Genomic DNA, 19,893 nt, shown 5'->3' on the forward strand with positions numbered 1-19,893 from the left:
CCTCAACTTCCAAATGGGGTATGACCACACGAGCGGCCGTGACTCGATGCTGCCTAATGACGCTAAAAAGCGCAATCGTGCCGCTAGCGGTCATCTGCCGGGCTGAGCAGGAAATTGCCCTTCATCAGGTCCGGGTCGTCGGATTCGAGAGTCTGAACCTGTGCCTCATCCTTGAGATTGACCCCCGACAACTGCCGGCGACACGCCTCTCGCATCAAGTACAGCAGGCGATGGGCCGCCATGCCATAACTCAAGCCCTCCAGCCGCACATTGGAGATGCAGTTGCGATAGGCATCGGTGAGGCCGACCTTGGGGTTGTAGGTGAAATACAGGCCCAGGCTGTCCGGCGAGCTGAGCCCCGGTCGTTCGCCGATCAGGATCACCACCATCTTGGCGCCCAGTAGCTGCCCGATTTCATCGGCCACCGCCACGCGGCCTTGCTCCACCAGGATCACCGGTGACAAGGACCAGCCTTCGACGTGGGTCTGTTCTTCCAGGCGCGCCAGAAACGGCGCTGTATGTTTATGCACGGCCAGTGCCGACAGGCCATCGGCCACCACGATGGCCAAGTCCACGCCACCGGGCTGGGCCAGGGCGTAGTCGCGCAGCGTTTGCGCCGACTCATCGCTCAGGCGTCGCCCAAGGTCCGGGCGTTGCAGGTAGATGTGCCGGTCCGTGGCGGCGCTGTGCAACAACAGGCTGTCTCGGCCACGTTCGGCCAGTTGGTGGCTGAGCCCGGCGTGATCGAAGGGCAGGTGCACCGCGTCCCGCGCCTGGGCGTGGGCAAACTGGAAGTCCAGTTGGGCGCTGGTGGGAAGGCTGGTGCCGGTGCGGCCCAGGGCAATACGCGCCGGGGTCAGGCGGCGCAGTTCCAGCCACGGGTTGTCAGGCAATTCTGGTTGCACAGTCGGCTCCTTCATCCCAATTGCGCCAAGGCGTGGCGAAAGGCCGGTGGCAGGCTGTTGCCAAAGTGCACCTTGCCATCGGCCTGCGTGAAGATGCCCATTTTCGCCAGCCACTGCTCGAACTCCGGCGCCGGTTTTAAACCCAATGTTTGCCGCGCGTACAGAGCGTCGTGGAACGAGGTGGTCTGGTAGTTGAGCATGATGTCGTCAGAGCCGGGGATGCCCATGATGAAATTGATGCCGGCCACGCCGAGCAGGGTCAGCAGGGTGTCCATGTCGTCCTGGTCGGCTTCGGCGTGGTTGGTGTAGCAGATGTCGCAACCCATGGGCACGCCGAGCAGCTTGCCGCAGAAGTGGTCTTCCAGGCCGGCGCGGATAATCTGCTTGCCGTTGTACAGGTACTCCGGGCCGATAAAACCGACCACGGTGTTCACCAGAAACGGCTTGAAGTGCCGCGCCACGGCGTAGGCACGGGTTTCACAGGTTTGCTGGTCGACGCCAAAGTGCGCATTGGCCGACAAGGCGCTGCCCTGGCCGGTTTCGAAGTACATCAGGTTCTGGCCCAGGGTGCCGCGCTTGAGGCTCAAGCCGGCGTCGTAACCTTCCTGCAGCACGTTCAGGTTGATCCCGAAACTGGCATTGGCCGCTTCGGTACCGGCAATTGACTGAAACACCAGGTCCAGCGGTACGCCGCGGTTGATCGCTTCGATGGAGGTGGTGACGTGGGTGAGCACGCAGGCCTGGGTGGGGATTTCGTAGCGCTGGATGATCGCGTCCAGCATCTCCAGCATGGCGCAGATCGAGGCGATGCTGTCGGTGGCCGGGTTGATGCCGATCATGGCGTCGCCGTTGCCGTACAGCAGGCCGTCGAGAATGCTCGCGGCGATGCCGGCCGGTTCGTCGGTGGGGTGGTTGGGCTGCAAGCGCGTGGACAAGCGCCCGCGCAGGCCCAGGGTGCCGCGAAACTGGGTGACCACGCGGATCTTCTGCGCCACCAGCACCAGGTCTTGCACGCGCATGATCTTGGACACGGCCGCGGCCATTTCCGGTGTTAGCCCTGGCGCCAATGCGCGTAGGGCCTGTTCATCGGCCGCGTCGCTGAGCAGCCAGTCGCGCAGGCCGCCGACAGTGAGGTGGCTGACCGCTGCAAACGCCTGTTTATCGTGGGTGTCGATGATCAGCCGGGTGACTTCATCGCTTTCATAAGGAATCAGTGCTTCTTGCAGGAAGTGCTTGAGCGGGATATTTGCCAGCGCCATCTGCGCCGCCACACGTTCGCCGTCATTCTGGGCGGCGACACCGGCGAGGAAGTCCCCGGAGCGTGCGGGGCTGGCCTTGGCCATCACGTCCTTGAGGCTGTCGAAGCGGTAGGTTTGAGCACCCACCGCGTGGGAAAAGCTTGCCATACAGTGTCTCCTTGATGACGCGGGCCTGCTGTGGGCAAGGCACCGCGTCGAGGTTTTCGGCAGTTAGTGCAGAGCGGCCTCTGCGGCCTGGATCGCCGCGAATTCCTCTTCCGGCGTGCCTGCTACCAAGTGATGCCGGCTGTAGAAAGCAAAGTAAGCAATTAATACTCCATAGATGATCGCTGCGCCAATTACCACGCGCGGGTCCACCAGAAAGCCCGCCACCACGGCCACGCAAGCCAGTACCAGTGCCACGCCTGAAGTGAAAATGCCCCCCGGCGTGCGGTATGGCCGCTCCATTTTAGGGCGACGGATGCGCAGGGTGATGTGGGCAGCCATCATCAACACGTAGGAAATCGTGGCGCCAAACACCGCCACCAGGATCAGCAAGTCACCCTGGCCGGTCAGCGACAGGCCAAAGCCGATAATCCCGGGGATCACCAGTGCCAATACTGGCGCCTTGCTCTTGTTAGTCTCGGACAATTTGCGCGGCAGGTAACCGGCACGGGACAAGGCAAAGATCTGCCGCGAATAGGCGTAGATAATCGAGAAAAAGCTCGCGATCAAACCGGCCAGGCCGACCAGGTTGACGAAGCTGCCCATCCAGGTGGAACCGCCGTAGGACAACGCCAAGGCTTCAACCAGCGGGTTGCCGGATTTGATCAGCGCGTAAGTCCCTGCACCACCCGGCGCGATCACCAGGATCAGCAGGGCAAAACTGGTCAGCACCACAATCGCGCCGATCAGCCCGCGAGGGAGGTCGCGCTTGGGGTTCTTGGTTTCTTCAGCGGCCAGCGGCACGCCTTCCACCGCCAGGAAAAACCAGATGGCATAAGGGATCGCGGCCCACACGCCGACGTAGCCGAACGGCAGGAAGCTGCTGGCGCCCTTGGCCTCGGTCACGGGTATATCCAGCAGGTTGGCGACGTTGAAATGCGGCACCATCGACACCAGGAACACGCCCAGGGCAATCGCGGCGACAGCGGTGATCACGAACATCAGCTTCAAGGCTTCGCCCACACCAAAGATGTGGATGCCGATAAAGATGATGTAGAACGCCAGGTAGATCATCCAGCCGCCAATGCCGAACAACGACTCGCAATAGGCGCCGATAAACACTGCGATGGCGGCGGGGGCGATGGCGTATTCGATAAGGATGGCAGTACCCGTGAGGAACCCGCCCCAAGGGCCGAATGCGCTGCGGGCAAAACCGTAGCCACCGCCAGCAGTGGGGATCATGGAGGACAGCTCGGCCAGGGAAAAGCACATGCACAGGTACATGGTGGCCATCAGCAAAGTGGCGAGGAACATGCCGCCCCAGCCGCCTTGGGCCAGGCCGAAGTTCCAGCCGGCGTAATCGCCGGAAATAACATAGGCGACGCCAAGGCCAACCAGTAGTACCCAGCCGGCGGCGCCTTTTTTCAGTTCGCGTTGTTGAAAATAATCGGTGCCGACTTTTTCGAAGTCGACAGAAGAACCAGTGGGTTCGCTAGGCATGGGAAGTACCTTCCATTCTTATTGTTTTTGACTCGGCGTCTGTGTGCCGAACGAGGTAGCAATTGCTTGTGATATCAAATGTGGGAGCTGGCTTGCCTGCGATAGCGGCCTGTCAGCTACCCCTTATTTGGCTGATACACGCCGCTAATGTAGGAGCGAGCTTGCTCGCGAAAAACTTGCGAGCGCCTCGGGGAGTCAGGCTGCTCGCGTTATCGTTAGCGTTCTTCGCGAGCAAGCTCGCTCCTACAGTGACGGTTGTTGCTTCAGTGGGGTTAGAAAAAACCCAACGGATTAATGTCGTAGCTCACCAGCAAGTTCTTGGTCTGCTGGTAGTGATCCAACATCATCTTGTGGGTTTCACGGCCCACGCCAGACTTCTTGTAACCACCAAACGCGGCATGCGCCGGGTACAGGTGGTAGCAGTTGGTCCACACGCGGCCGGCCTTGATCGCCCGGCCCATGCGGTAGGCGCGGTTGATGTCGCGGGTCCACAGGCCGGCACCCAGGCCGAACTCGGTGTCGTTGGCAATCGCCAGGGCTTCGGCTTCATCCTTGAAAGTGGTGATGCTTACCACCGGGCCGAAGATTTCTTCCTGGAACACACGCATGTCGTTGGTGCCCTTGAGCAGGGTCGGCTGGATGTAATAGCCGGTGGCCAGGTCGCCCGTGAGCTTCTCGACCTTGCCGCCGGTGAGCAATTGCGCGCCTTCGCCCTTGGCGATTTCCAGGTAGGACAGGATCTTGTCGAACTGCTGTTCGGACGCTTGGGCGCCGACCATGGTGTCGGTGTCCAGCGGGTCACCACGCTTGATCGACTCGACCTTCTTCATCACCACTTTCATGAAGTCGTCGTAGATCGACTCTTCCACCAGAGCGCGGGAAGGGCAGGTGCACACTTCGCCCTGGTTGAAGAACGCCAGCACCAGGCCTTCGGCGGCTTTTTCGATAAATGCAGGTTCCGCTTTCATGATGTCGGCGAAGAAGATGTTCGGCGACTTGCCGCCCAGCTCGACCGTGGACGGAATGATGTTCTCGGCCGCGGCATGCATGATGTGCGAGCCCACAGGCGTTGAACCGGTAAAGGCGATCTTGGCGATGCGCTTGCTGGTGGCAAGGGCTTCGCCAGCTTCCTTGCCGAAACCGTGCACCACGTTCAGCACGCCCGGTGGCAGCAAGTCGCCGATCAGCTCCATCAGCACGCTGATGCCCAACGGCGTTTGCTCGGCTGGCTTGAGCACCACGCAGTTACCGGCGGCCAGGGCTGGTGCGAGTTTCCACGCGGCCATCAGCAGCGGGAAGTTCCACGGGATGATCTGGCCAACCACACCCAGCGGTTCGTGGAAGTGGTAGGCGGCGGTGAGTTCGTTGATTTCCGCGCTGCTGCCTTCCTGGGCGCGGATGCAGCCAGCGAAGTAGCGGAAGTGGTCGGCGGCCAGAGGGATGTCGGCGTTGAGGGTTTCACGCACGGCCTTGCCGTTGTCCCAGGTTTCGGTGATGGCCAGCAGTTCGAGGTTTTGCTCGATGCGGTCGGCGATTTTCAGCAGTACCAGCGAGCGGTCCTGGGCGCTGGTTTTGCCCCAGGCGTCTGCGGCTGCGTGGGCGGCGTCCAGTGCTTTGTCGATGTCTTTGGCAGTGGAGCGCGGGAAGTCGGCGATGGGCTTGCCGTTGACCGGCGAGGTGTTGGAGAAGTAGTTGCCATCGACCGGCGCCACGAATTCGCCGCCGATGTAGTTGCCGTATTTGGCCTTGAACGAAACGATGGCGCCTTCGGTACCGGGGTGTGCATAACGCATGGTGGGCATCTCCTGCTTTTATGTTTATCGGAGTACAGCGCTGCGAGCGCGTTATAAAGCGTAGAGCAAAGGTCGGGCCATCGCCGTGCGGGCCAGCAGAATCAAGAGGTTGGGCTTTGTTGCAAGGCTTTGCCGTGACGGGAGTGATACAGGCAAGGTGACAGTTTGTGCCATAAACGATACAGCCTGTGACCGGTGGGTCGGGCCGGGATTGCAATGGCCGGATGGCTGGGGGATGCTGGACGTTCTCACGCAGGGAGAATAATAAGAACATGCATAACGATCATTTCAGTCGCCATGCCCAGCAAGTCTTGACCGTCACCCGTGGCCAAGAGCTTTCCCAAGGGCCTGGCAGCGATCCGTCCATCGCCCGTTCCTGGCTGCGCTGCGTGGAGGATTACCACCTCGACCCGGCGCTGACCATCGCGCCCACCGTGCTCGAGCACGGGCGCTTGCTGGAAAGTCGCGAGCGCCTGCGCCAAGTGCTGCACATCGCCGGCAGCGAAATGAACAGCCTGCACCAGCAACTCTCCGGCGCCGGTCATGCGGTGCTGCTCACCGATGCGCGTGGGGTGATCCTCAACTGTGTCACCGCGCCGTCCGAGCGCAAGATATTCGAGCGCGCCGGCTTATGGCTGGGCGCTGACTGGAGCGAAGCCTGCGAAGGCACCAACGGCATCGGCACCTGCCTGGTGGAGCGGCAGTCGTTGACGATCCACCGTGACGAGCATTTTCGCGGCCGTCATACCGGGCTGACCTGTTCGGCCAGCCCGGTGTTCGACCCACATGGTGAATTGCTGGCGGTGCTGGATGTGTCCTCGGCCCGCGAAGCCGTGTCGCGCCAGAGCCAGTTCCACACCATGGCGCTGGTGAACCTGTCGGCCAAGATGATCGAAAGTTGCTATTTCCTGCGCCACTTCGAACACCACTGGCTGTTGCGTTTCCACCTGCAGGCCGAGTCGGTCGGGTTGTTCAGCGAAGGCTTGCTGGCGTTTGATGGCGAAGGGCGCATTTGTGCGGTCAACCAGAGCGCTCTGAACCTGTTGGGGCAGCTACGCGGCGGCTTGGTAGGCCAGCCGGTGGAGGCATTTTTCGACTGCTCCCTGGATCAGTTACTGGGGCGGGCCAGCGCGAATGCCACGGCCAGTTGGCCGCTGCGCACCCGCGATGGCCGGCCTTTGTTTGCAGCGCTGCGAGGCCAGCCGCGCAGTGTGCCGGTACCCATCATCAAGCCGCAGGCGCCACGGCCTTTGGGTATCTGCGTGGGCGACCCGGCGTTGCAAAATGAGCTACGCAAGGCCTCGCGAGTGTTCGAGCGCGACGTGCCCTTGCTGATCAACGGCGAAACCGGCTGCGGTAAAGAAGCCTTCGCCAAGGCTGTGCACCAGGGCAGCCAGCGGGGCGATAAGGCCTTTGTTGCGCTGAACTGTGCGGCGATTCCAGAAAACCTGATCGAGAGCGAACTGTTTGGCTATCGCGCCGGCAGTTTCACCGGCGCCCTTAAAGAAGGCATGCGCGGCAAACTGCAACAGGCCGACGGCGGCACGCTGTTTCTCGACGAAATCGGCGACATGCCACTGGCGTTGCAAACCCGCCTGTTACGGGTGCTGGAGGATCGCCTGGTGGTGCCTATCGGCGGCGAACCTCAAGCGGTGAACGTGCGCATCATCAGCGCCACGCACCGAAATTTGCTGGAGCGCGTGGCCGATGGCAGCTTTCGCGAAGACCTGTATTACCGCTTGAACGGCTTGGAAGTGGCCCTGCCGCCGTTGCGCGAACGCAGTGACAAGTCGCAACTGTTGGACTTCCTCCTGGCCCAGGAAGCGGGCACCGAGCAGGTGATGCTGGACGAGCCTGCGCGCCAGGCTCTGTTGGCATTCCACTGGCCCGGCAACCTGCGGCAGTTGCGTACGGTGTTGCGCACGGTAGTGGCGCTCTGTGAGGGCGGGCGAGTCGGTCTTGAAGACTTGCCGGCACTGATTCGCCAAGCGCAGCCGCAAGGGGCGAGGGTGGATGCGCCATGCGTCTCGCCGCTGGAGAACGCCGAGCGCCAGGCATTGCTCAACGCGTTGGCGCAGCAGCGCTGGCATATGAGCCATGTGGCTGAACAGTTGGGGGTCAGTCGCAATACGCTGTACCGCAAGTTACGCAAACATGGCATTTCACGGGACGCCATGCAGTAAGGGGCGCTGTCGGAGTAACCTGGTTATTGCGAACCGCTCGTTTTTTGTCTCACGCCTACCTTGAAAGCCGCTGAGCTTAAAAACGCCGGCAGCGCGGTTCAAGGCCTCCCTTGTGCCGGATCCTACCGGCGAGCGTTTCGTGCTCAGCTAAAGCGTGCGAACTTTCCCACCCTACGCTAACCTGCCTCGATGTTTACGAGGTCGACTATGCACATTCATATTCTGGGTATCTGCGGTACGTTCATGGGTTCGATGGCGGTTCTGGCCAAAGAGCTGGGCCATCACGTAACAGGCTCCGATGCCAATGTTTATCCACCCATGAGCACGCAGCTACAGGCGCAAGGGATTGAGCTGACCCAAGGTTACGACCCTTCGCAATTCGACCCGGCGCCGGACCTGGTCGTCATCGGCAACGCCATGTCTCGCGGCAACCCGGCGGTGGAATACGTACTGAACAAAGGCTTGCCTTACGTCTCGGGCCCCCAGTGGCTGGCGGACCATGTGCTGCAGGGTCGTTGGGTCCTGGCAGTGGCGGGCACTCACGGCAAGACCACCACCAGCAGCATGCTGGCCTGGGTACTGGAGCATGCAGGCATGAGCCCGGGTTTCCTGATTGGCGGTGTGCCGCAGAACTTCTCGGTATCGGCGCGCCTGGGCCAGACCCCGTTTTTTGTGATCGAGGCCGATGAATACGACAGCGCCTTTTTCGACAAGCGCTCCAAGTTCGTCCATTACCGCCCACGCACAGCGATCCTGAATAACCTTGAGTTCGATCACGCGGATATCTTCCCCGATCTGCCGGCGATTGAGCGCCAGTTCCACCACTTGGTGCGCACTATCCCAAGTGAGGGCCTTGTCATTCATCCCACCACCGAGCCTGCGTTGCAGCGTGTGATCGACATGGGCTGCTGGACCCCGGTGCAAACCACCGGCGCGGACGGGCAGTGGCAGGCGAGGTTGCTCAGCGAAGACGGTTCGCGGTTTGAAGTGCTGTTCGAAGGCCAGCCCCAAGGCATCGTCGATTGGGGCATGACCGGCCAACACAACGTGGCCAACGCTTTGGTGAGCCTGGCTGCCGCTCGGCATGTTGGCGTGGTGCCAGCCATGGGCATTGCCGCCTTGAGCGCGTTCAAGAGTGTGAAGCGGCGCATGGAGAAAGTCGCTGAAGTAAATGGAATTACCATCTACGACGACTTTGCCCACCACCCGACCGCAATTGCCACCACCCTGGATGGCCTGCGCAAGCGCGTCGGCGATGCGCAGATCATTGCCATCGTCGAGCCGCGCTCCAACTCCATGAAGCTGGGCGCGCACCGTGATGGCCTGCCCGAGAGCGTCAACGATGCCGACCAGGTGGTGTGGTATGCGCCGGCCAACCTCGGCTGGGATTTGCCCGCGATTGCTGCGCTATGCACCGTGCCCTCCACAGTCTGCGATTCGTTGGAAGGCATCATTGAGCATGTGAAATCCTTGGCCCAGCCCGGCACCCACGTGGTGGTCATGAGCAACGGCGGCTTTGGCGGCCTGCACGGCAAGCTGGCCGAGGCACTGAAATGAGCGGGCCGGAACGCATCACCCTGGCGATGACCGGCGCATCCGGTGCGCCCTATGGCCTGCGCCTGCTCGATTGCCTGGTGCGTGAAGACCGTGAGGTGCATTTTCTGATCTCCAAGGCGGCGCAATTGGTGCTGGCGACTGAGACCGATGTCGCGCTGCCTTCCAAGGTGCAGATGATGCAGGCATTCCTCACCGAGTACACCGGCGCAGCGGCGGGGCAGATCAAGGTTTACGGCAAAGAGGACTGGATGTCGCCGGTAGCCTCAGGCTCCGGTGCGCCAGCGGCGATGGTGGTGGTGCCGTGTTCCACCGGCACCTTGTCGGCGATTGCCACAGGCGCCTGCAACAACCTGATCGAAAGGGCGGCGGATGTGACCTTGAAGGAGCGCCGCCAGTTGATCCTGGTGCCGCGCGAAGCGCCGTATTCGAGCATTCACCTGGAGCACATGCTCAAGTTGTCGAACATGGGCGTGACCATCCTGCCCGCGTCGCCTGGTTTCTATCACCAGCCACAGACCATCGATGACCTGGTGGACTTTGTGGTGGCGCGCATTCTCAACCTGTTGAACATTCCCCAGGACATGCTGCCGCGTTGGGGCGAGCACCATCTGGGCGGCGATGAATAAAGCACTGCTGCTATTGATGGCGCTGCAACTCACCGGCTGTGCCACAGCGCGTACTCTGGATGCCGCGCAACCGGGCGCCCCGGTGGTGTATGCCGGCACACGCCTGGATCTGTACGCGATCAATGGCGGCTGCTGCGCCAAGGACCGCTTTGGTGCCGAGGCCCCGAGCTATCCCCATCTCGACCTGCCGGCCAGCGCGTTGCTCGATACCTTATTGTTGCCACTGTCGGTGTTGACGGTGCTGGGTGTGGGCTTCAACGCCACGGGCGGGCTGTAGATAGGATGTGGATCGTTCCCACGCGCGTTGGATTGGATCGTTCCCACGCTCCGCGTGGGAATGCAGTCGGGGACGCTCCGCGTCCCAAGCATGACGCAGAGCGTCATAACCGGCGCTCCCACGCAGAGCGTGGGAGCGATCAGTACAAGCGCTGCAGCATTACTTACCGAGCTTGCGCAACTCGTCCGATTCCACCACCCGCACGCCATCCTGTTCTTCCAGCGCCAGGCGCCACATGGCGCGGGCCAGTTCGCAGACTTCAATACCGTGGTACTTACCGGGAATCAGCCGTGACAGCGGCCCGGCCAACTGCTCGGCCAAGCGCGGTTCCAACCGCTCCCCCAGCAGCAGCGAGGGACGTACGATGGTCAACTGCGGCCAGTCTTGCGCTCGGAGCGCCAGTTCCATTTCCCCTTTGACCCGGTTGTAGAACACCGAGGATTTCGGATCGGCGCCAATCGCACTGATCACGATCAGATGCCGCGCGCCCAGTTCCCGTGCGCGCTTGGCGAAGGCCACCACCATGTCCAGGTCGACCGCACGGAACGCCGCTTCCGAGCCGGCCTTTTTGATCGTGGTGCCCAGGCAGCAGAAGGCAATATCCACGCGGCCGCTCAGTTGCGGCAGGAACACCGCCGGGTCGCCCACCGGGTTTTCCAGGCGTGGATGTTCAGCCAATGGTTTGCGGCTGGGTGCCAGCACGCGGGTCACGGTGGGTTCGTTGAGCAGGCGGTCGAGCAGGTGTTCGCCAGTGAGGCCGGAAGCCCCGGCCAGCAAGATATGCTGCGGTGTCAGGTACATGGTGTTTCCCCCTTGTTACACGTTACAGCTTAGTTGCCTTTGGCTTCCTTGCTATTCATTGAGACGCTTTCGAGCGCCTTTCGTGCCTGCTGTTTACGTAATAATTGCCAATGGGCGATCACGCCTTTAGGGGCCCAGATCTGCGGTTCGGAGGCTTCGAAGTTGTCCGCCTGTTCGCGTTCGGCCACGTGCAGTTGCGCCAGTTTGAAGGCGTGTTGCAAATCATCCGTCTGGTTGAAAGCTTGTGCGAAAAGGGCATCACCGAAGTAGGTGAAGTCTGCTTCTTCCGAGCAGCCGAATGACACGCGGTCTGCACGGGAGGCGGTCATGATCAGGGTGCGCTCATCTTTGAGCGCCGGTATGAAACCGCCGGAGTAACACGCGGAGATCACGATGACCTTGTCGCGGTTTTTCAGCGGTGCGAGCACGGCGGCCAGCTCATCGGCGGGCAGGTCGGCCAGTTCCATGCGCGGTTGGTCGAGCACCAGCTCATGCTCATGGGTGCCATGGCTGGTCATGTAAATGAACACCAGGTCTTCCGGCCCGGTCCGTTCGGCCAGGGTTTGCACCGAGCGGCGCAGGCTTTCGCGGGTGGCCAGGGGGCGGTCGGCGATATGGTCGCGGTGGTTGACCAGGCGCACCTGCCCGCGCGCGCCGAAGCGGGTGGCGAGCAGGTTGCTGACGTAATCGGCCTCGCGCAGGAACACGCTTTGCTTGCCGTCGCCCGCCAGCACCAACGTGTATAGCTCGACGGCCGGAGTGGACGCGGGCACTGTCGCCAGGGCGTCATCGAGCAAGCGGCCTTGAGCCAGTATGCCGGTCTCCAGAGGGTCCGGCAGCAGCTTGCCCTCGGCGTCGCGCACGCGCAGGCCGTTGACCCAGGTGCCGGACTGCACGGTGCCGTCGGTGAGTACCAGGGTGCCACGGCCTTGATAGTTGTCGCTGTCGAAGCCACCGATATAGAAACTGCCATCGGTGAGGTTCAGGCGCCCTTCGCCGGTAAAGCGCCAGTCACTGAACTGGCCGACATAGTGGCTGCCATCGACCCCGATCAATTCGCCTTTGCCGGTCAGCGCGCCTTCCTTGAACTGGCCGATCCACACATCACCGTCGGCGTTCTCGTAGCGGCCTTTACCGTTGAGCTGGTTCTGCTTGAATTGGCCGACATAGATATCGCCTTCGGCGCTATTGAAAGTGCCATTGCCTTCCAGTTGTCCATCGACAAAGCGGCCGCTGAACTGGTTGCCGCTGTCGTCATTGCGCTGGCCTTCGCCATTGGGCTTGCCGTGGGCGAACTGGCCCTGGTACTGACTGCCGTCGGCCAGTTCCAGGCGGCCGAGGCCTGAGTACTGGTCGTCCTGGAATTCGCCGCGATAAGTCATCTGCCCTTCTTTGAGGGTGCCTTCGCCGTTGCGTCGGCCGTTCTTGAAACCGCCCACGTAGCTGCTGCCCGAGGTGGTCAGGCTACCCTGGCCGTCAAACAGGCCCTGCTTGAATTCACCTTTATAGACTTCGCCATTGCTGCCATGCCATTCGCCCTGGCCGTGCCACTGGCCTTTGTCGAACTGGCCGGCGTACCAACTGCCATTGGGGTAGTCCAAACGGCCTTGGCCTTGCAGCAAACCGTTGACCACATCGCCACGGTAGCGGCCGCCATCGGGCAAGCGCGCATCGGGCGGCAACAGCGATTCGCCGTCTCCGCAAGCGGTGAGCAACAGGGCAAGGGCAAGGGGAGCGAGTGGGCGCATAGCGGGATCCGGATAATTGAGCGCCGAGTATGCCGTAGCCGGGGTGCCGAACCTAGTGGTCTATGCGCAGGATCTACCACCTGTAGGAGCGGGCTTGCCCGCGAAAAACGCACAGGCGCCGCATTTGTTCAGCAAGCACGCGTTATCGCTGACGACCTTCGCGAGCAAGCTCGCTCCTACAGTGGGGGTGTGGCGATCATACGAAGCAGAGTGACAGCGACTCGGCAATGTAGGCCGGCTTTTCCTGGCCTTCGATTTCCAGGGTGGCGGTGGCCTTGAACAGCCATTGGCCCGGTTTTTTCTCGGTGACGTCAGTGAGGGTGACGTTCAGCCGCACCTTGGAATTCACTTTCACCGGCTGGATAAAGCGCACGCTGTCCAGGCCGTAGTTGACGGCCATCTTCAAGCCTTCGGGCATGATCAGGATGTCTTCCATCAGCTTGGGCATCAGCGACAGTGACAGGAACCCGTGGGCGATGGTGCTGCCGAACGGGGTTTGCGCCGCCTTGACCGGGTCGACGTGGATGAACTGATGATCGCCGGTGGCTTCCGCGAACAGGTTGATACGCGCCTGGTCGATGGTGAGCCATTCGGAACGTCCCAGTTCCTTGCCGACGTAATCTTTGAGCTGCGCTACGGGTACATAGGGCATTGCGTCTCTCCTTGGTTCATCACTTATGTGCCCGTTGATAAGGGGCGTTTTTATGGGTTACAGAGAACCAATGTAGATCATCATGGGCAATCAGTCTGGTCAACCCAACATGCTTTTGGCGAATGCCGGAGCATAGGGCGGGCATGCTTATAATGCGCGCGAGTTTTGAGGGGGGAGAGCGGGATGCTGTTACGTGGCCTGACCTGGCTGGTGCTGTTTCAAATGATCGGCACCGCGATCAATCATTTGCTGGTGCCGGTACTCCCGGGGCCGATCATCGGCTTGTTGCTGATGCTGGGCTTTCTGGTCTGGCGCGGTGAAGTCGGCGAGCCCCTGAGCCTGGCGGCCGGCAGCCTGTTGCGTTACCTGCCGCTGCTGCTGGTGCCGCCGGCCGTGGGAGTGATGGTGTATGCCAAGGACATCGTGGCGGATTTCTGGGCCATCGTCGGGGCGTTGGTGTTGTCGCTGGTGATCGCCATGGGCTTTGTCGGTGTGCTGATGCAGCAGATGGTCAAGCGCAAGGAGAAGGACCAATGATCCTCGACTGGCAGGGCGCCTGGACGGCGGTCATTCATCACCCGCTGTTCGGTATCGGTATCACCCTGGGTGCCTATCAACTGGTGCTGGCGGGGTTCGAGAAAACCCGCTGGATCTTCCTGCAGCCGGTGCTGGTGTCGATGCTGCTGGTGATCGGCGTGCTGCTCACCTGCGGGCTGAGCTACGCCGAATACCGCAAGAGCACCGAGATCATGGGCATCCTGCTGGGGCCTGCGACCGTGGCCCTGGCGGTGCCGCTTTATCTGAACCTGCGACGGATTCGCCAATTGTTCTGGCCGATATTTACTACGCTGGTGGTAGGCGGAGTATTGGCCACCGGCCTTTGTGTGGCGTTGGGATGGTGGTTCGGGGCCGAGCACAGGGTGCTGATGACCATGGCGCCCAAGTCGGTCACCTCGCCGATTGCCATGCTGGTGGCCGAGCAGATCGGCGGCGTGGCGGCCTTGGCGGCGGTGTTTGTATTGATCACTGGGGTGGTCGGCGCGATGATCGGTCCAGCGCTCTTGTCGCGCCTGGGTGTACGCAGCCCCGAAGCGCGGGGCATGGCCCTGGGCATGACCGCCCACGCTGTCGGCACTTCGGTAGCCCTGCAGGAAAGCGAAGAATGCGGCGCCTTCGCGGCGCTGGCCATGAGTTTGATGGGCGTGGCCACGGCGGTGTTCCTGCCGTTGGCGGTGTCGGTCATTGTTTAACCCAGGTTTTAAGGAAGCCGTTATGAGTCTGGCGCTATTCCCCCTCAACACTGTGCTGTTCCCGGGCTGCACCCTCGACTTGCAGATATTTGAGGCGCGCTACCTGGACATGATCGGCCGTTGCATGAAAAAGGGCGAAGGCTTTGGTGTGGTGTGCATCCTGGATGGCTCGGAAGTGGGCACGGCCCCTGACGGTTATGCGCTTGTCGGTTGTGAAGCGCTGATTCGTGACTTCAAACAGCAGGACAACGGCCTGCTGGGCATTCGCGTCGAAGGTGGCCGTCGTTTCCGCGTGCGTGAGGCCGGCGTGCAGAAAGACCAGTTGCTGGTGGCTGATGTGCAATGGCTGCAAGAATTGCCGGACCAGCCGCTGGGCGAAGAGGACGCCGACTTGCTGGCGTTGCTTGAGGCCCTGGCCGAACACCCGATGGTGGCCTCGCTGGACATGGGCGGCCAGGCCGAAGGCCAGCAAGCCCTGAGCAATCAGTTGGCCTATCTGCTTCCATTTAGCGAGGCCGACAAGATCGACTTGCTGCAACTGGACGACCCAGGGCAACGCCTGGATGCGATCCAACTGTTGCTCGATGAATTGCAGGGCGAGCTGTTCACCTGATGTTCGGATTTGCCTGACAGAGCTTTCAGACTTTGCTCGGTCGCCTCCACTGCGCCGCCTGCACTATTTTCCGATCGCACAACAATGATCGGAGATAACCATGATTCGGCTGACCCCCTCGGAACAAGTCGCGTGGGACGCTTATTTTGTCAGCGTGACCACGCAATTACTCCAGCAGGAAGCCACGCGTGGCGCGGAGTACATCACCGAGCGCGCCGCCGAAATGGCCGATGAGATGCTGCTGGAGCGCCGCGAGCGTTACGCTGAACGGCGCAGCGCCTCCGTGGACTGGATCGGCCCGGCCAAGGGTCAATAGGCGTACCTGAGCAGTGCGTGGGGCGTACCGGTAAAGGCGATGAAACCGAGCACGGCCACCACGGCGGGCAGCACCAGCCACCAGGCTTTTTGCGACATGGCTGGCAATGGGCTGCGGTGCTCGATTGCCGTCAGGCTGAACGCACACACGGTCATTGCCAGCAAGGTGCCGGCCAGGATGTCCGTGGGCCAATGGGCGCCCAGGTACACCCGCGACAAGGCAATGAACGCCGCGGGAATGCAGCCCAGCAGCATCCAGGTCAGGCGCAGCCGCGTAGGTTGGCCGCGACCGGCTAATACCGCGAGCGCCAGGAAGAAGGCAAAGGCCCCGGAGGCATGGCCGCTGGGCATGCTGAAGCTGGTCAGCGGGTCCGTTAGGATTTCCGGGCGGCCACGGGCGAAAAACAGCTTGGTGCCGGTGTTAATCACTGCCGCGCCAGCGAGGGTGGCGCCGACAAATACGGCGTGGCGCCACTGCCGTGCCAACAGCAGCAGGCCAGTGAACACGGCGCTGGCGAAAAACATCTTCTTGAACTCACCCAGTTGGGTGACCCGTACCATCACCTCGTCCAGCCACGGGCTGCGATGCTCCTGCACCAGTGCGCTCAGGCCTTGGTCGAAGTCATTGAGATGGGGGTAGCCGATAAACAGCGCGACCAACAACACCAGGCTGGCGCAACCAATCCACAAGGTGGTGCGCCGATGCCCGCGCCAACTGCTGTTCAAACTCATCCCCAGCAACACCGCGAGACACGCCGCGATAATCGCCGCTTCCGGCCAGAAGCCTTCCGGCAAGGGCAGACGGAACGCGGCGCCGGCAGCCCAGCCCGGCAGCAGATAGGCCACGGTCCAACCCGCTGCGGCAATGATGCTCACAGCGGCAAAGCGCGGGAAGGGCATGTCGCACATGCCGGCGACCATGGGCAGCATGGGACGCAATGGGCCGATGAAGCGTCCGACCAACAAGCTGGCGATTCCGTACTTGTGGAAGTAGGTTTCTGCGCCGTTCATCCATTCAGGATGCTGGCGCAGGCCGGGCAGGCGCCGGATGTTCTGATGGAAATGGCGGCCCAGGTAATAGGAAACGCCGTCGCCCAATAAGCCGCCGAGGAAGCCCAGCAGCAGGGTTTCACTCAGCGACAGCGCACCGCTGCCAGCCAACGCGGCGATTGCAAACAGCAATACCGTGCCTGGCACGATCAACCCGGCAATCGCCAGGCATTCCACACACGCGACAATAAACACCGCCGCTGCCAGCCATTGTGGGTTGAGGGTCAACCAGCCGGTGATGCTATCGAGCCATTGGCCCATACAATCCACTCCATGCATACAAAACAGAATTTGAGACGGTGAAATTCAACTGTGGGAGCTGGCTTGCCGGCGATGGCTGCGGCATGGCCAGCATTGAAGTTGCCTGACACACCGCTATCGCAGGCAAGCCAGCTCCCACATGGGATGTGTCGCGCGTTAAATCAAAAAATAATCCCGGCCTTCGACCTGCCCCCGACGCAGCGGGTTCCGCGTGCAATAAGGCGCATAGCCAGCATCGACGAAACGGTACATCAAGTGCTCATCGCGCCCAGTGGGAATGCCCAGGCGCGTGGTCTGGATAATCTGCGTGGGCACCTGGCCCACGTCTTCGACATACAGCAGTTCCTGATCGAAGCGCTTGGCATCCCACATCGGCACTTTCAGGCCCAGTGCCTTGCACAGCAGCGTCTGGCCTGCACACAGCTTCTGCGAGGGGCGTGGGCTGCCGTCGGGGTTGGGGTTGTTCAACAGCATCTGCGCCAGGCTCGCCGCCCCGGAAATTTCGTCGACCCAGGGATAGGCCGATTTGATCAGCACGGCATTGCCCGGGCCGTGGGCGCTGAAGTTCAACGAATCACCGCCACGGGCGTAGTACATGTAGATATGGCCACCACCCAGAAACAAAGCCTTACGCTTTTCTGTGTAGCCGAGTGAGGCGTGGCTGCCTTTTTCGGCCACGTAATAGGCTTCGGTTTCAATAATTCGCGCCGAAAGCCAGAGATCGCCCACACGATGACGAATGACTTTTCCGAGTAATTCACGCGCAAGCAGTTGGGCATCGCGGTCGAAGAAGCTATCGGGCAGCGGGCTGGCGGGGAGCAGCGGGGGAAAGTCGGGCATGGCGGTCAAGGGTTGATACGGCTAAATGTGACCGAATCATAACAACTCTCACCTTAATTACGGCTGAACCTGGGGTTTTTACAGTTCATTTCGACCATCCGCCCCTCACCGCTGTCAGTCGGGCGGCGTCACAGCTATAATCTGCCGCTTTCCTCTTTGCCAAGACTCCCTGACCATGACTGAGTCCGTTCTTGACTACATGACCCGCCTGGGTCGCGCTGCCCGGCAGGCCTCGCGGTTGATCGCCCGTGCGAGCACCGCGCAGAAGAACCGTGCGCTGCTGGCGGCTGCGGATGCTCTGGATGCTTCGCGCTCCGAGTTGACCGCCGCCAACGAGCTGGACCTGGCCAATGGGCGCGCTAACGGCCTTGAGCCAGCCCTGCTGGACCGCCTGGCGCTGACCCCGGCACGTATCGACGACATGATCGAAGGCCTGCGTCAGGTGGCCAAGCTGCCTGACCCCATCGGTGAAATTCGCGACATGCGCTACCTGCCGTCCGGCATCCAGGTGGGCAAGATGCGCGTGCCCCTGGGCGTGATCGGCATCATCTATGAGTCGCGTCCGAACGTGACCATCGACGCCGCGAGCCTGTGCCTCAAGTCTGGCAACGCCACTATCCTGCGTGGCGGTTCCGAAGCGATCAATTCCAACCGCGCCATCGCCGCCTGCATCCAGCAGGGCCTGGCCGTGGCCGAGTTGCCGGCTGAAGTGGTGCAAGTAGTGGAAACCACCGACCGTGCTGCCGTGGGCGCGCTGATCACCATGCCGGAATTCGTCGACGTGATCGTGCCGCGGGGTGGCAAGAGCCTGATCGAGCGCGTCAGCCGCGATGCCAAGGTGCCAGTTATCAAGCACCTGGACGGCGTCTGCCATGTGTTCATCGACATCGCCGCCGACCTCGACAAGGCGATTCGCATTGCCGACAACGCCAAGACCCACCGCTACGCGCCGTGCAACACCATGGAAACCCTGCTGGTGCACGCTGGCATTGCCGAGCGCGTGCTGCCGCCGCTGGCCGCCATCTACCGTGACAAATCGGTAGAGCTGCGCGGTTGCGAGCGCACCCGTGCGCTGCTGGGTGCGGACGTCATCGAGGCGACCGAGCAGGACTGGTACACCGAGTACACGGCCCCGATCCTGTCGATCCGCATCGTCGACGATCTGGACCAGGCCATCGAACACATCAATACCTATGGCTCCAAGCACACCGACGCCATCGTTTCCGAGCATTTCAGCGATGCCCGGCGTTTCCTCAACGAAGTGGATTCCGCTTCGGTGATGGTCAACGCCTCGACGCGTTTTGCCGACGGCTTCGAGTACGGCCTGGGGGCTGAGATCGGTATTTCCACCGACAAGCTCCACGCACGCGGCCCGGTGGGCCTCGAAGGGCTGACCAGTGAGAAGTACGTGGTGTTTGGCGACGGTCATGTGCGCACTTGATGACTAAACGCATCGGGCTGCTCGGCGGTACTTTCGACCCCGTGCACATCGGCCATTTGCGCAGTGCCCTCGAAGTCGCGGATGCCCTTGCGCTGGATGAGCTGCGCCTGCTGCCCAATTTCCGGCCGCCCCATCGCGACACGCCGCAGGTGGCCGCCGAGCAACGCCTGGAAATGGTGCGTGTTGCCGTGGAAGGTATATCGCCGCTGGTGGTGGACGATCGCGAACTCAAGCGCGATAAACCGTCCTACACTATCGACACCCTGGAGCTGATGCGCGCCGAATTGGCCGCGGATGACCCACTGTTTCTGCTTTTGGGCTGGGACGCATTTTGCGGCCTGCCCTCTTGGCACCGCTGGGAGGAACTCCTCCAGCATTGCCACATCCTGGTTTTGCAACGCCCGGATGCCGACAGCGAACCGCCGGATGCCTTGCGCAACCTGCTGGCCGCGCGGTCGGTAAGTGACCCCTTGGCCCTGACCGGGCCGAACGGGAATATTGCATTCGTCTGGCAGACCCCGCTTGCGGTGTCCGCCACCCAGATCCGTCAACTGCTGGCCAGCGGGAAGTCGGTACGTTTCCTGGTGCCTGACGCGGTCCTGGCCTACATCGATGCGCACGGGCTTTACCGTGCGTCGAACTGAAAAGGCGCGCTTGAACGCACGAACCGTGCAGCAA

19 protein-coding genes and 1 pseudogene are annotated in these 19,893 nt (G+C 61.7%); 10 read left to right on the forward strand and 10 right to left on the reverse strand.

Going from position 1 to position 19,893, the window contains the following annotated elements; translation table 11 throughout:
* Positions 1–83: 83 nt before the first annotated feature.
* The 5 genes and pseudogenes from eutC to BT204_RS21800 form a co-directional block, all read right to left on the reverse strand.
* Positions 84–920 carry an ethanolamine ammonia-lyase subunit EutC gene (gene eutC, locus BT204_RS21785; protein ID WP_054896915.1) on the reverse strand — a complete coding sequence of 279 codons (837 nt, stop codon included), beginning with the start codon at positions 918–920 and terminating at the stop codon, positions 84–86.
* On the reverse strand, positions 917–2,311 hold the full coding sequence (locus tag BT204_RS21790) for an ethanolamine ammonia-lyase subunit EutB (protein WP_003194516.1): 1,395 nt from the start codon (positions 2,309–2,311) through the stop codon (positions 917–919). The genes eutC and BT204_RS21790 overlap by 4 nt, the downstream gene beginning before the upstream one ends.
* 63 nt (positions 2,312–2,374) lie before the next feature.
* Positions 2,375–3,808, reverse strand: a complete 1,434-nt coding sequence (gene eat, locus BT204_RS21795) for an ethanolamine permease (RefSeq protein ID WP_003194515.1) — start codon at positions 3,806–3,808, stop codon at positions 2,375–2,377.
* Positions 3,809–3,953: 145 nt separating this feature from the next.
* Positions 3,954–4,043: pseudogene (locus tag BT204_RS28210) on the reverse strand (outer membrane lipoprotein carrier protein LolA); the annotation flags it as partial.
* A 37-nt stretch (positions 4,044–4,080) separates the two neighbouring features.
* Entirely contained in the window at positions 4,081–5,601 is a 1,521-nt protein-coding gene (locus BT204_RS21800) for an acetaldehyde dehydrogenase ExaC (protein WP_005791797.1), read from the reverse strand.
* Between the two features lie 272 nt (positions 5,602–5,873).
* On the opposite strand from BT204_RS21800, the gene BT204_RS21805 reads away from it, so the two are divergent.
* The 4 genes from BT204_RS21805 to BT204_RS21820 all read left to right on the forward strand — a co-directional run bounded on the left by BT204_RS21805 (position 5,874) and on the right by BT204_RS21820 (position 10,244).
* Positions 5,874–7,784 (forward strand): sigma-54-dependent Fis family transcriptional regulator, encoded by a 1,911-nt coding sequence (locus BT204_RS21805; RefSeq protein WP_072448246.1) that lies wholly within the window; start codon positions 5,874–5,876, stop codon positions 7,782–7,784.
* Between the two features lie 207 nt (positions 7,785–7,991).
* Positions 7,992–9,341, forward strand: a complete 1,350-nt coding sequence (gene mpl / locus BT204_RS21810; protein WP_072448247.1) for a UDP-N-acetylmuramate:L-alanyl-gamma-D-glutamyl-meso-diaminopimelate ligase — start codon at positions 7,992–7,994, stop codon at positions 9,339–9,341.
* The gene (ubiX, locus tag BT204_RS21815) at positions 9,338–9,967 is read left to right on the forward strand and encodes a flavin prenyltransferase UbiX (protein ID WP_032895136.1); all 630 of its coding nucleotides are present in this window, start codon (positions 9,338–9,340) and stop codon (positions 9,965–9,967) included. The genes mpl and ubiX overlap by 4 nt, the downstream gene beginning before the upstream one ends.
* A complete protein-coding gene (locus BT204_RS21820) occupies positions 9,960–10,244 on the forward strand; it encodes a YceK/YidQ family lipoprotein (RefSeq protein WP_003194502.1) in 285 nt (94 codons plus the stop codon). Before ubiX ends, BT204_RS21820 begins: the two co-directional genes overlap by 8 nt.
* 159 nt (positions 10,245–10,403) lie before the next feature.
* Here BT204_RS21820 and BT204_RS21825 read toward each other — a convergent pair whose 3' ends face one another.
* The 3 genes from BT204_RS21825 to BT204_RS21835 all read right to left on the reverse strand — a co-directional run bounded on the left by BT204_RS21825 (position 10,404) and on the right by BT204_RS21835 (position 13,445).
* Positions 10,404–11,045, reverse strand: coding sequence for an oxidoreductase (locus tag BT204_RS21825; protein WP_014720096.1), 642 nt, complete (start codon positions 11,043–11,045; stop codon positions 10,404–10,406).
* A gap of 29 nt (positions 11,046–11,074) precedes the next feature.
* The gene (locus tag BT204_RS21830; protein WP_072448249.1) at positions 11,075–12,793 is read right to left on the reverse strand and encodes a C13 family peptidase; all 1,719 of its coding nucleotides are present in this window, start codon (positions 12,791–12,793) and stop codon (positions 11,075–11,077) included.
* Positions 12,794–12,989: 196 nt separating this feature from the next.
* Complete coding sequence (locus BT204_RS21835) at positions 12,990–13,445, reverse strand: MaoC family dehydratase (RefSeq protein WP_003194496.1); 456 nt, start codon at positions 13,443–13,445, stop codon at positions 12,990–12,992.
* 183 nt (positions 13,446–13,628) lie between these two features.
* On the opposite strand from BT204_RS21835, the gene BT204_RS21840 reads away from it, so the two are divergent.
* The 4 genes from BT204_RS21840 (at position 13,629) to BT204_RS21855 (ending at position 15,624) form a co-directional block, all read left to right on the forward strand.
* Positions 13,629–13,982 (forward strand): CidA/LrgA family protein, encoded by a 354-nt coding sequence (locus tag BT204_RS21840; RefSeq protein ID WP_054896192.1) that lies wholly within the window; start codon positions 13,629–13,631, stop codon positions 13,980–13,982.
* The gene (locus BT204_RS21845) at positions 13,979–14,695 is read left to right on the forward strand and encodes an LrgB family protein (RefSeq protein WP_034126899.1); all 717 of its coding nucleotides are present in this window, start codon (positions 13,979–13,981) and stop codon (positions 14,693–14,695) included. Before BT204_RS21840 ends, BT204_RS21845 begins: the two co-directional genes overlap by 4 nt.
* A 22-nt stretch (positions 14,696–14,717) precedes the next feature.
* A complete protein-coding gene (locus tag BT204_RS21850) occupies positions 14,718–15,308 on the forward strand; it encodes an LON peptidase substrate-binding domain-containing protein (protein WP_034126900.1) in 591 nt (196 codons plus the stop codon).
* 100 nt (positions 15,309–15,408) lie between these two features.
* Entirely contained in the window at positions 15,409–15,624 is a 216-nt protein-coding gene (locus tag BT204_RS21855; protein ID WP_034126901.1) for a hypothetical protein, read from the forward strand.
* Here BT204_RS21855 and BT204_RS21860 read toward each other — a convergent pair.
* Positions 15,618–16,934: a bifunctional DedA family/phosphatase PAP2 family protein gene (locus tag BT204_RS21860; protein ID WP_072448250.1), complete on the reverse strand. Its 1,317-nt coding sequence runs from the start codon at positions 16,932–16,934 to the stop codon at positions 15,618–15,620. The genes BT204_RS21855 and BT204_RS21860 overlap by 7 nt on opposite strands.
* 156 nt (positions 16,935–17,090) lie before the next feature.
* A complete protein-coding gene (locus tag BT204_RS21865; RefSeq protein WP_072448252.1) occupies positions 17,091–17,774 on the reverse strand; it encodes a DNA-3-methyladenine glycosylase in 684 nt (227 codons plus the stop codon).
* A 175-nt stretch (positions 17,775–17,949) separates the two neighbouring features.
* On the opposite strand from BT204_RS21865, the gene BT204_RS21870 reads away from it, so the two are divergent.
* Together BT204_RS21870 and nadD are read left to right on the forward strand one after the other, a co-directional pair.
* Positions 17,950–19,215: a glutamate-5-semialdehyde dehydrogenase gene (locus BT204_RS21870; RefSeq protein ID WP_034126904.1), complete on the forward strand. Its 1,266-nt coding sequence runs from the start codon at positions 17,950–17,952 to the stop codon at positions 19,213–19,215.
* Positions 19,215–19,859 carry a nicotinate-nucleotide adenylyltransferase gene (gene nadD, locus BT204_RS21875; RefSeq protein WP_003194480.1) on the forward strand — a complete coding sequence of 215 codons (645 nt, stop codon included), beginning with the start codon at positions 19,215–19,217 and terminating at the stop codon, positions 19,857–19,859. The genes BT204_RS21870 and nadD overlap by 1 nt, the downstream gene beginning before the upstream one ends.
* Positions 19,860–19,893: the final 34 nt, after the last annotated feature.

It is taken from the genome of Pseudomonas sp. NFPP02 (assembly GCF_900119355.1).
Classification (GTDB): domain Bacteria; phylum Pseudomonadota; class Gammaproteobacteria; order Pseudomonadales; family Pseudomonadaceae; genus Aquipseudomonas; species Aquipseudomonas paracarnis.